Genomic DNA, 12,191 nt, shown 5'->3' on the forward strand with positions numbered 1-12,191 from the left:
TGAATGATAAATGAATAGCCTATGTTATGGCATTTTTTGAATAAACTGGCCGTAACTTTCAGTAAGCTCTTTTGTCATACTATTGGTACGAGTTACCATGTAAATGGGTCGTTTAATTAATAATGGCGTTTCAATAATAAATAATTCCCCTGAATCGACATACGGGCTAACTAATTCAACCGGTAAGTAGGCTCCACCACCTTGCGACAAAATCACTTCTAACGCGATCATGGCAGTGGATGTTCTTAACGCCGGTTGAAATTTATGATGTAAAGCATGCTCTTTTTGAAAAGTTAAGCCCCAATCAACCAACACATATTGCTCAATAACACTTTCAATATTCGGTTTAGTTGCCACTAACGCCAATTCAAAATGACCAATAAGTTGATTAGTGTAATCTTCATCTTTAATTGGATCGGTTAATAAACCTATATCTAAGGTTTTTGCCGCTAATTTTCGCTGAATAGCTTCACGTACAGAAATTTCAGTGCCTAATGATACCTGCTCAAAAAAGCGAATTGCTTCTTGAATACGTGAACTAAAAAACGCATCCCAAACATTAGGTGTAGCGGCAATATTAAAGTTTATTTTTTGCTGTTTAGCTAAGGTCAAAGCTTGTTTAGATAACGCCATTTGTTCAACCATCAAATGTGCATGGCCTAATAAGGTTTGTCCTGCGGGAGTTAACTTTAAGTTGTTTTTATCGCGAATAAATAATTGCGAGCCATAAAACTCTTCTAATTGTTTAATGCGTGCACTAACCGCCGCTTGTGTGATATAAAGATTTTCAGCTGCGTGACCAAAATGTTTGGTTTGTGCGACTTGAATAAAAGTTTGAAAAACACGCGTATCCATAAAAAAGCTTCAATAAGTTTAAGTTTGGCTAATGTAAGTAAATATTATCGATACGACAATTCTTTTTTGTTTTCTACTGGCAATAAATTCCTTTACATTCCCTCCTACGCTTCAATGAAGTATCCAAAGGGTTCCCTAAATGAACAACAAAATAGCGATTATTGGGCTATGCTGCTTAATAAACTCAACGTTAGCTGTTAGCGAAGAAGCTCAACAAGGTGGCTATCAAGCACCAGCCGAATTAGTGATCGCCATCTACAATAATTGTTTAGATAAACAAGAACAATCAAACGATTATCAACAAGAAAGCGCCGTATTATCTTGTGTTAACGAAGACTTAGCCATTTTAGGCTTTAACAAAATTAACGCTCACAAATCACTTATCGCATTAATCGAAAAAGAATAACTTACGATTAATAATGCTCCCTCAATCAACAGATTATAGGCAGTAAATACGCTCAAATAATTCGTTTGCTCCATCACCTTGTTTATCATTATTTTTTATCGTTACGATAAAAAAAATTAGTGAGCTATTTAATACAACAAACGTTACTCTCGCCGAAAATAATTAGCCGCTCTTGAGCGGCTAATTTTGTTATCTAACAAGCCCGTAAAGTTATTCCTCATTTAGCGAAACTTTAATGAAATGGGTATTACTTTCAACTCAATATTTAAGGATCCACACGTGAAAATTTGTTTCATCATGTACCCTTGGAGCCGTGTCGAACCAGAAACCGATTCAACCATACGTTTAATACACGAATGTGTGAAACGCGGCCATACTGTTGCTCTTTCTACGGTGAATAATTTAACTATTCGTGACAGTGTCGCTAGTGCTTTTTGTGATATTTTCAAAAAACACGTCACAGTCCCTGAAAATATGGTGACCTTTTATAAACGTGCTGAATTTCGCCGCTCTCAACTACCTTTAGCCGGTTTTGACGCGATTATTATGCGTGCTAATCCACCACTTGATACACTTGCTTTAAACTTCTTAGATTCTGTGCGTGGTGATACTTTTATTATGAATGATCTTGATGGTTTACGTATTGCCAATAACAAGGTCTATACCGCTTCATTTCAAGATACCGAAAGTGAATTTATTCCAGCAACCCATGTTTCTAAAAATCGTGAATATTTAGAGCGTATTTTTGAAGAATCGACCAGCGATAAAATGATCCTAAAACCCCTTGATGGCTATGGCGGTCGAGGCGTGATCGTGCTGGAAAAAAATGCTCGTCAAAGTTTCAGTTCACTCTTAGAGTTTTATATTGGCGGTGATGAATCAGGTAAAGGTAGCAACTATGTCATTTTGCAAGATTATTTACACGGTGCAGAAGATGGCGACATTCGTATTTTAATGCTTAATGGCGAACCTATTGGTGCCATGAGACGCATCCCAGCAGTTAATGATGTGCGTTCAAATGTCCATGCGGGTGGCCGCGTGGTGAAACATAAGTTAACCGAACAAGAAAAAAGGCTGTGCAAATATATTGGCCCGAAATTAGTTCGTGACGGTTTATATTTTACCGGCATTGATGTTATTGGTGGCAAACTTTTAGAAGTGAATGTTTTAAGCCCTGGTGGCATTATGCGCATTAACAAATTAAATCGTGTGCGCTTGCAAGAAAAAGTGATCGATTTTGTTGAAAGTGTTGTACACGCAAAAGAATTAGTCAGAAGCCGTAAAAATGAATTTAGACAGGTGATTGAAGATGCTAACGCTGTCTGAAGCCGAATGCGTAGAGCGCATTAATAAAGGCGAATGTTTTCACGCCGAAGTTGAAAACGGCGCTTTTATTTTAAAAATTGATGAATATAGCCCGGTGATTTGTGCCGCTATTCACAACGGCCATCGTTTACGTGAAGAGTTACAAAAAAGCTTTCTATTAACTAAAGAAGAACGCTTTTATGAAGAAGATCCGTACACTGATGAACTGATCTCTTCATTCCCTATCGCGCTCATTGGTAACGATTCACGTTTTGAGTATGACTTAAATCGCGCTAAAACTTTATCCACTTATTTTAAAACAGCTTGGGATAAACAGGTTTGGAAAAAGCCATTATCAGCTAAGCAGCGCAGTAAAAGTCATACTAAACATCAGTCGTTTTATAATGTCCTTGAAGCCTTAATTGCCAAAATTGAAAGCCTATTCAAAAATGCTATTGTTTTTGACGTTCATTCGTATAACTACAAACGTATTGAACGTTCAACCCCTACCTTTAATATTGGCAGCTCGCAAATTGATATTGAGCGTTGGGGCAACATTGCTCAGCATTTTGAAAAGCAGTTAAATAATATCATTTTACCTAATATTGAAACCTACGCCGCAACCAATGATATCTTTCATGGGCGTGGCTATTTAATTACTCATGTTAATGCACATTTTGATAACACCTTAGTGTTACCGGTGGAAGTTAAAAAAGTGTTTATGAATGAAACCACAGGAGAACTTTATCCATTAGTGCATGAAGAACTTAGAGCCGGTTTTAAACAAGCGATCAGTGAAACTGCCGCCTTTTTTATGCGCCGTTATTGCAAACAACGCACAGCGAAAAAAGCCGATGTTTTTTCATCATCACTTGGCCCTGAGATCATCGATTTAGATAGAAAACTTTTTTCATTGTGTAAAAGTGTTGAAACCCTCAATTATATCAATCCTATTAATATTGCTGGTGAGCGTAAAAAGTTCTTTGGCAAAAACGGTGGAGAAACGCCACAGTTTACCTATAAACAGCTCAATATTAATCCTTATCAATTTAGGGAAAAGCTTTTTAAATTACCGATTGAAAACATCATGGACGCTGATATTCAACAGCTTTACCGCCATGTTATTGATAACTTAGCAGCAAAAATTGACTTATTAACCACCATAGGTACAGACGATTTTATTTATAACTCTCTACGTTATTATGGTGAGCCAAATCGCCAAGACATTGCCAACGCTAACTTCATTTTATATGCCGCGGATATTGCCAGTGATAAAGAAGAAGCCACTTTTGACGCCGATGCCGCAATTACCTATTTTGCTGAAACAGCCGCAAATTGGCAGCTAAAATGTAAAATTGAAAAATCATCACGTATTGTTGCTAAAGCAATGGTGAATAATGAAAAAAGCTTATTAGTGATCAACAAAGACGCGGTGTTTACTCAAAAAGAACTACACGCTTTTGCTTATCATGAATTAGGCATTCATATGTTAACCACGATTAACGCAAAAAATCAGCCGTTAAAAATATTTTCACTTGGTTTAGTGGGCAACACCCATACCCAAGAAGGCTTAGCTATTTTTAGTGAATATTGCTCAGGTAGTTTAACCTTAGCGCGGCTAAAAACCCTTGCCCTGCGCGTTATTGCGGTTAACGATATGTTAGTACATCACGACTTTACTAAAACCTATCAAACCTTGTACTCAGGCTATAACCTCACTAAAGAGCAAGCATTTACCTTAACAACAAGGGTGTATCGTGGTGGTGGCTTTACCAAAGACTTTTTATACCTTAAAGGTTTTAGAGATATTGTCGCTTTAAGTAAAGAGGGTGATTTAGCTAACTTATTAGTAGGTAAAACGGGGTTATTAGACTACCCGATCATCACTGAAATGATCGACCGCGGCATGTTGGAAAAGCCAAAACCGTTATTTGAATTTAAAGTTAATTATAATAATCCCGTATTAGATTTCATTATTAAATCAATAAAATAAAGCTTGAGGCGTAATGCTTGAAGCTTGAAGTTTGAAGTTTGAAGTTTGAAGTAAAGTTAAATTTATTCGTACTTTTTAAGCACGAATAAATTTACTTAACCTATACTTTGCAGAAATAATAAAGGAGTTTAATGATGCTAAATCCAGTTGGTTGGTTTGAAATATATGTTGATGATATGGCGCGAGCTAAAGATTTTTATGAAGGGGTATTTGCACTTTCATTAGAACAACTCCCTGCCCCTGATATCGAAATGTTCGCATTTCCAATGAATAATAATGATTATGGTGCTTCCGGTGCCTTGGTTAAAATGGAGGGTATTTCAGCAGGTAAAAATAGTGTACTTATCTATTTTCATTGCCAAGACTGCGCTGTAGAAGAAGCTAGAATTTTGCAATTTGGTGGCAAGATTGAAAAATCAAAATTTTCTATTGGTGACTATGGTTACATCACTTTAGCTTACGACACTGAAGGTAATATGATTGGTTTACATACCTTACCTGATGCTAGCTCTTGCCCTCAATAAATTTTATCGAGAATAACGATATTACATCGCTCGCGCCTTGTTCTTAAGGCGCTCAGTTAGAACAAAAATAATACCCGAAAGGTCAACACGCTCTATGCACTTTTTATCATTTCAATAAAAAGTGCATAGTTTTATTAATTAAAGTTTTATTGATTAAAGCTTTAATCTTCTACCCGTACGCCCCAAACGTCATGTTCATCGGCATGAATAATTTGAACCCAAATTTGATCGCCCGGTTCAACATCATATTCATCCGATAAATACACTTTACCGTCAACTTCAGGTGCGTCCATATAACTACGCCCTACCGCACCAAGTTCAGTAACTTCGTCGATCAAGATTAAATATTCTTGGCCAATACGAGCTTGTAACTTTTCAGCACTGATCCTAGCTTGAACTTCCATAAATCGCTGTAAACGCTCTTCCATGACTTCATCAGGTACATGATCAGGCAACGCATTGGCAGTAGCTCCTTCCACAGGCGAGTACTTAAAGCAGCCAACACGATCTAATTGTGCTTCTTCTAAAAACTCAAGCAACTCTTGGAATTCTTCTTCTGTTTCTCCCGGAAAACCAACAATAAAAGTTGAACGGATGACAAGCTCTGGACATATTTCACGCCATTTTTTAATCCGCTCTAACACTCTGTCAGCACTACCCGGACGCTTCATTAATTTAAGAATACGTTTATTGGCATGTTGAAACGGAATATCTAAATACGGCAGAATTTTGCCTTCAGCCATTAATGGAATAATGTGATCAACATGTGGATACGGATAAACATAATGCAAACGTACCCAAACACCCTGCTTTGATAATTCCTCACATAACTGCTGCATGTGCGTTTTAACCGGTATGCCTTCATAAAAATCAAGCTTATGTTTAACATCAACCCCATAAGCTGAAGTATCTTGCGAAATAACCAATAACTCTTTTACACCCGCTTTAACTAAACGCTGTGCTTCACCTAAGACATCACCCACCGGACGCGAGTCTAAATCACCGCGCATTGACGGAATAATACAAAAGGTACAACGATGGTTACAGCCTTCAGATATTTTTAAATAGGCATAATGTTTAGGTGTTAACTTAACGCCTTGCGGTGGTACTAAATCAACAAATGGATTATAAACCGGCTTGGCAACATGTTGATGTACTTGTGTTAACACTTCATCGTAAGCATGTGGGCCTGTAACCCCTAAAACGTTTGGATGAAGCTCAATAATTTCGTCTTTTTTCGCCCCTAAACAGCCAGTTACTAATACTTTTCCATTTTCAGCAAGAGCTTCACCAATAGTATCAAGTGACTCTTGGACGGCACTATCAATAAAGCCACACGTATTCACAATCACCATTTCAGCATCATCATATGAATTAACCACATCATAACCTTCAGTGCGAAGTTGCGTTAAAATACGCTCTGAATCGACTAAGTTTTTTGGACACCCAAGACTGACAAAACCAATTTTTGCCGCTTTATTTTCACTGGCATTTGGCTGACTTTGCGCTTCAATGATCTTCGCAGGAATTTCTAATGTGGTGGTTTGGCTTTCAGCTGAATTGCTACTTTTTTTCGCTGTTTGTGGGTCGAACTTTTCTACAGTCATATCTATCTCAACTTGCTCTTACAGTACTAAGGTGCTTTTACTCATAAGAGCAACGTCATCATTAATGAGTTAACAAACTTAGGTTAATGCTATTACTATTTATACTTAAGCAATTTAAACTAAGGCTGTTGTTTGTTGCGCGGGATTATACAGGAATGTTTTGCTGAATTCAGCTGATTCATTACAGCCAATGATCATAAGTTAAATCGTGCCAACGAATTATGTTACGTTATAGCATTATTGAAAAGTTAGCACCCAATATCTTTTTCTGCAAGCTTATCCATTATAACTTTATTTGTTACTTTTCAACATCTTAATTAAAAATATTAAATAATAATCTAATTAAAAAAAAGGAGTATTCTAAAAATAGAATACTCCTTTTAATATCGATTTAAATATAATCGTATTAATGGCTAGTAAGCCTTAATTTATTAAGTTTAGCCATTAATTAAAAAGTGTGCATAAATACTCGCCGCATAGCCTAAACCAATGGCCCAGCTCCACTTAAGATGACCAATAAACGAATATTTACCTTTAGTTTGCCCCATTAAAGCAACACCAGACGCTGAACCAACCGACAACAAACTACCACCAACACCAGCCGTCATGGTAACTAATAACCATTGTTGTAAATCCATTGCTGGATTCATACTGAGTACGGCAAAAACAACCGGAATGTTATCAACAATAGCGGATAGTACCCCAACTAAAATGTTGGCATACGTTGGGCTCCAATTGGTATAAAGCACTTCAGAGACTAAACTTAAATAGCCCATAAACCCTAAACCACCAACACACATAACCACACCGTAGAAAAACAATAATGTGTCCCATTCGGCACGAGCAATTTTGTCAAAAATATCAAAAGGAACAATATTACCTAAGCGTTTTAACGCCTTTTCATCTTGGCGTTGCTCTGCCGCTGTCCTCTTTTTATTTAATGAGCGCGGTAAACTCTTACGTAGATAAAAACCAAAAAACTTCAAATAACCTAAGCCCATCATCATACCTAAAACCGGAGGCATATTAACTAGGCTATGACAAATCACCGCAGTAGCAATAGTTAACACAAATAAGAAGATAATGCGTTTAGCACCACGTTTTAAAATAACGGAATCATCAAGGATCGGCGTAGATTTTTCGTTCGAAATAAAGAAGCTCATGATCACAGCTGGCACAATAAAGTTAATCATTGATGGTATTAATAGCACAAAAAATTGCTCAAATTTAACTAAGCCTGCTTGCCAAATCATCAAGGTAGTAATATCACCAAACGGGCTAAAAACACCGCCAGCATTTGATGCAACAACAATGTTAATACACGCAATATTAATAAACTTAATGTCTTTAGGCGCCACTTTAAGAACAATGGCACACATTAACATGGCCGTGGTTAAGTTATTAGCAAATGATGAAATTGCAAATGCCAAAATACCTGTAACCCAAAATAAATTACGTAAACTTAAACCTTTGGAGATCATCCAAACACGTAAGGTATCAAAAACACCACGCTCTTCCATAGCATTGATGTAAGTCATTGCAACTAATAAAAATAAAAGTAACTGGGCATATTCAAGTAAATTGTGGTTAAAAGCTTCTTCCGCTTCTTGAGGAATACCATGTTGAGTATAAACCCAGCCGATCACAAACCAGATCACACCGGCTGCCACTAACACAGGCTTAGACTTTCTTAAGTGAATAAATTCTTCGCCTATAACTAATAAATAAGCAATAGAGAATAAAATTAATGCTGAAAAACCAGCAACAGTATCGGTAAGGTCAATATGCCCTGCTCCGCCAGATGCCCAAGCGGAAGTAGATGCAAAAATTAGCATGAGGGTTAATAGAATTTTGTTCAAAACAGCTCTCTATAGGTTGGGTTAAAGATAGCCCCAAATTGGGGCACCGCATTTTAACCACTTTTAACAGAGTAATCATTAATAAATTAAATGAAAATGAAATAATGAACTATTTAGACAAATTATGGAGCGACCATTCTTTTATTATTTATTAAATCATAAGATTTAAATAAAACGTCTTTAAAAGCTGATTAACTTTTAAAGACGCAACGGATATAACAACTAACTATAAATACAGTTCACCTTGGCTTGCTAGAATGGCTTTACCACCAATCTTCACTTCAACAGTATTATCACTAGCATTTAGCACTTCAACATGAATTTCACTTTTTCTACCGGCAAAAGCTCCCCGCTCGGCAATAAAATTAAGCGGCAGGTTTTTACCTACTGAAAACTGATGTAAATACGCAGAAAAAGCCGGCATTGCAGCACCAATAGGCGGATCTTCATGATGAGAAAAATGAGGACCAACCATACGACAATGAAAATGTGGTTGGCTTTCCCCATTAACAATATTTTCACTCATCGTAAACAGAAAAATAGAGCTCGCAAAAGTTGCAGGGGCACTAGAAGCCGCCCAAGCTTTATAATCAAAATCAATATGGCTTAACGAAGCATAATTATCGACAGGGACAAATAAATAAGGGACATGGCTCGCCACTAATAAAGGATTAAAGCCATTAACATTCAGGTGGTAAGGTTTAATCGTTAAAAATTCACTTAGCTCTTCAATTGTTGGCGTAAAGCGGTCTATTTCTATTTTAGCCTGACTAGTAAATTGTTGAAAAACGGGCTTGCCACCAGATATTTCCACAGTACAAGCCACATTGCCATACGCTTCGTTTAAAGTGAAGTTATTCTCCCCTTCAACTAAATTTAACGCTTGTTCTTGTGCTAAAGCATGAATGGCACCTATCGTGGCATGGCCACCAAATTCAAATTCTTTTTTTTGATTAAAAATACGAATAGAAAAATTAGCATTATTTTTATCTTCAGCAACAACAAAAACCGTACGCCATAAATTTAATTCAGCTGCAATTTTTTGCATTAATTCAGTCGTTAAGTTTTGTGCTTTTGGTACAACGGCTATTTGCGCTCCATCAAAAGTACTTCCAGTAAATACATCTACAGTAAGAAAACGACATCCCATAATAATCTCCCCAAAATCCAATAACTTGTCGAAAAACATTAACCAAGCAACGGAGTTGTTCACCAATACTTATGACGATATCAACTCACTTACTAAGCATGTACCTAAGTAAGAAATTTCGCCAATAATTAGCACAAAATAGCTGAATTTTTTTCATCTGTTGCTCAAAACCTAAAAAGTTTGAATATCAATCCAGGTAAATTAACAACTAAAATTGGTATTACCAAAAAAAATAGAATAAAAAATTAATGATTGAGTGAGTTACGAAATAATTATTAATTACAAAAGTTACAAATCTAAAGTTATCAAGTAAATATGTCTCGCCCCCTTTAAAAGCGATAAATAACATAAATTACGAGCTAACGAATAAATTATTACTATGATACCTTTTCTGATAAATGGTTAACCAATTAAATATATATCACAAAAAATTTGGTTGACAACAAGTTTAACCATTAAGTATTGTCTCGCCGTTAATCATTAAAAATTTAAATAAAAAATACATAGATGATTAATTAAACGTGGGAATAACCAGCAAAGATAAAAATAAGTTATTTCTTAAAAAAGAACTTCGGGGATATAAAAATTGATTAATAATAAATTAAAAAAATGTGCTTTAGTGATCAGCAGTTTACTTTGTACGAATCAAGTTATGGCCGCATCAGTAAACATAACCAATGCAGGTTTTGAAGATAACTTTAATGGCTGGACAGATAACGATCCATCCTCTGTTTCAGGTGTTGCTTATGCCGGCAATAAATCTGCTAAAATTTCAGGTAGCGCAGGTCGCTTAGGACAAGATGTGACCGTAACCCCCAATACTGATTATGTATTAACCGCTTATGTAAAAGGCAGTGGCTCTGTTGGCGTTAATGATGGTAACCAAACCTATTCAAAAGGGATCACTGGCGCAAGTGATTGGACAGAAGCAACAGTCAATTTTAATTCTGGTAATAATACTAGCGTTGAAGTTTATGCTAAATTTAAAACAGCTGAAGGCCGTTTTGATGCTTTTTCATTAGAAAGTGTTGGTACTTCAACACCTACGCCTACACCAACGCCATCGCCATCGCCATCAGGTGAAATATCATGCTCAGAAACGTTATCGCAAACCATTGTTAATGCCATCGATAATGGTACTCATGATGGTCATGGCCCTGAAAATACAATTGATGGGATCACAACGGATGAATCACGTTGGTCATCCAATGGTACAGGTAAAACAATTACTTTTGATTTGGGTCAAAATACCTTAGTAAAGAGTATGGACGTTACTTGGTACAAAGGTAGTTCACGCTCATCATTTTTTGATGTCGATACCTCAACCGATAACAATAGTTGGATCAGTGTATTAGCAAGTGGCTCAAGCAGTGGTTCAAATTCAGGTTTTGAAAATCATAACTTAGCTGACTCTACCGCCCGTTATGTGCGTATAACCGGTAACGGTAACTCTTCAAATACTTGGAATAGTATTATTGAAACGAAGATCAATGGCTGTACTGATGGCACCACACCTACCCCGACACCAACGCCAACTCCTACACCAACTCCTACACCAACGCCAACACCTTCGACAAATTTAGATCCAAGTTTACCGCCTTCTGGTAATTTCGAATTAGTTGATTGGAGTTTAGGCGTTCCAGTTGATAACGATGATGATGGCAAGTCAGACACAATTAAAGAAATTGAGTTATCAAATGGCTATGAACATACTGACTATTTTTATACAGCAGCTGATGGCGGTATGGTATTTAAAGCCTTAATCTCCGGCCCTAAAACATCAACAAATACCAGTTATACTCGCTCTGAACTACGTGAAATGTTACGTCGTGGCGACACTAGCATCAGTACTAAAGGTGTGAACAAAAATAACTGGGTATTTGGCAGTACGTCAAGTAGCGCACAAGCAGATGCCGCTGGCGTGAATGGCGTATTAGAAGCCACATTAAAAGTTGATCACGTTACCAGTACCGGTGACAGTAGTCAGATCGGTCGAGTGATCGTTGGCCAAATTCATGCTAATGATGACGAACCAGTTCGACTTTATTATCGTAAATTAAAAGGCCATGCAAAAGGTTCTATTTATTTTGCTCACGAGCCACGTACTGGTAGCGAAGTGTATATTGCACTCGTTGGTAGCAAAGATAGCAATGCCTCAGAGCCAAGCGATGGCATTGAAATTGGTGAAGTCTTCAGTTATCAAATCAAAGTGGTAAATAACACATTAACAGTTACCTTAATTCGTGATGGTAAAGATGACATAGTTAAAACTCACAATATGGAAAATAGTGGTTATGACGACAGCAGCCAATACATGTATTTTAAAGCCGGTGTTTATAACCAAAACAATACCGGTGATGCTGACGATTATGTGCAAGCCACCTTCTACAAGGTAGAGAACTCTCATACGGGTTATAACCCTTAATCAGGTTCTAATGATATAAATAAAGGTCTAATGTACTCCCTCGCATTAGGCCTTTTTTCAGCATTAA

The 12,191-nt window shown here is 36.9% G+C and carries 9 protein-coding genes; 5 read left to right on the forward strand and 4 right to left on the reverse strand.

The window, feature by feature from the left end; translation table 11 throughout:
* Positions 1 to 24: 24 nt before the first annotated feature.
* A complete protein-coding gene (locus ACSLUO_RS04355) occupies positions 25 to 855 on the reverse strand; it encodes a LysR family transcriptional regulator (protein ID WP_448246531.1) in 831 nt (276 codons plus the stop codon).
* 139 nt (positions 856 to 994) lie between these two features.
* On the opposite strand from ACSLUO_RS04355, the gene ACSLUO_RS04360 reads away from it, so the two are divergent.
* The 4 genes from ACSLUO_RS04360 (at position 995) to ACSLUO_RS04375 (ending at position 5,083) form a co-directional block, all read left to right on the forward strand.
* Positions 995 to 1,261 (forward strand): hypothetical protein, encoded by a 267-nt coding sequence (locus ACSLUO_RS04360; RefSeq protein WP_448246533.1) that lies wholly within the window; start codon positions 995 to 997, stop codon positions 1,259 to 1,261.
* Between the two features lie 279 nt (positions 1,262 to 1,540).
* Positions 1,541 to 2,587, forward strand: a complete 1,047-nt coding sequence (gshB, locus tag ACSLUO_RS04365; protein ID WP_448246535.1) for a glutathione synthase — start codon at positions 1,541 to 1,543, stop codon at positions 2,585 to 2,587.
* Positions 2,571 to 4,559 carry a flavohemoglobin expression-modulating QEGLA motif protein gene (locus ACSLUO_RS04370; RefSeq protein WP_448246537.1) on the forward strand — a complete coding sequence of 663 codons (1,989 nt, stop codon included), beginning with the start codon at positions 2,571 to 2,573 and terminating at the stop codon, positions 4,557 to 4,559. Before gshB ends, ACSLUO_RS04370 begins: the two co-directional genes overlap by 17 nt.
* A gap of 134 nt (positions 4,560 to 4,693) precedes the next feature.
* Positions 4,694 to 5,083: a VOC family protein gene (locus tag ACSLUO_RS04375; RefSeq protein WP_448246864.1), complete on the forward strand. Its 390-nt coding sequence runs from the start codon at positions 4,694 to 4,696 to the stop codon at positions 5,081 to 5,083.
* A gap of 161 nt (positions 5,084 to 5,244) precedes the next feature.
* Here ACSLUO_RS04375 and rimO read toward each other — a convergent pair whose 3' ends face one another.
* The 3 genes from rimO to ACSLUO_RS04390 form a co-directional block, all read right to left on the reverse strand.
* The gene (gene rimO / locus ACSLUO_RS04380; RefSeq protein ID WP_448246539.1) at positions 5,245 to 6,690 is read right to left on the reverse strand and encodes a 30S ribosomal protein S12 methylthiotransferase RimO; all 1,446 of its coding nucleotides are present in this window, start codon (positions 6,688 to 6,690) and stop codon (positions 5,245 to 5,247) included.
* Between the two features lie 437 nt (positions 6,691 to 7,127).
* Positions 7,128 to 8,525, reverse strand: a complete 1,398-nt coding sequence (gene nhaD / locus ACSLUO_RS04385) for a sodium:proton antiporter NhaD (RefSeq protein WP_448246866.1) — start codon at positions 8,523 to 8,525, stop codon at positions 7,128 to 7,130.
* Positions 8,526 to 8,775: 250 nt separating this feature from the next.
* Positions 8,776 to 9,699 (reverse strand): PhzF family protein, encoded by a 924-nt coding sequence (locus tag ACSLUO_RS04390; RefSeq protein WP_448246541.1) that lies wholly within the window; start codon positions 9,697 to 9,699, stop codon positions 8,776 to 8,778.
* Positions 9,700 to 10,285: 586 nt separating this feature from the next.
* Between ACSLUO_RS04390 and ACSLUO_RS04395 the strand changes: the two genes are divergently transcribed.
* On the forward strand, positions 10,286 to 12,124 hold the full coding sequence (locus ACSLUO_RS04395; RefSeq protein ID WP_448246543.1) for a polysaccharide lyase family 7 protein: 1,839 nt from the start codon (positions 10,286 to 10,288) through the stop codon (positions 12,122 to 12,124).
* Positions 12,125 to 12,191: the final 67 nt, after the last annotated feature.

The sequence above is a fragment of the Thalassotalea agariperforans genome (assembly GCF_053470345.1).

Excerpts from the sequence above, each read along its gene's own strand:
- ACSLUO_RS04355 (WP_448246531.1), bottom strand. The coding sequence starts at position 855 with ATGGATACGCGTGTTTTTCAAACTTTTATTCAAGTCGCACAAACCAAA.
- ACSLUO_RS04360 (WP_448246533.1), top strand. The coding sequence starts at position 995 with ATGAACAACAAAATAGCGATTATTGGGCTATGCTGCTTAATAAACTCA.
- ACSLUO_RS04370 (WP_448246537.1), top strand. The coding sequence starts at position 2,571 with ATGCTAACGCTGTCTGAAGCCGAATGCGTAGAGCGCATTAATAAAGGC.
- ACSLUO_RS04375 (WP_448246864.1), top strand. The coding sequence starts at position 4,694 with ATGCTAAATCCAGTTGGTTGGTTTGAAATATATGTTGATGATATGGCG.
- rimO (WP_448246539.1), bottom strand. The coding sequence starts at position 6,690 with ATGACTGTAGAAAAGTTCGACCCACAAACAGCGAAAAAAAGTAGCAAT.
- nhaD (WP_448246866.1), bottom strand. The coding sequence starts at position 8,525 with ATGCTAATTTTTGCATCTACTTCCGCTTGGGCATCTGGCGGAGCAGGG.
- ACSLUO_RS04390 (WP_448246541.1), bottom strand. The coding sequence starts at position 9,699 with ATGGGATGTCGTTTTCTTACTGTAGATGTATTTACTGGAAGTACTTTT.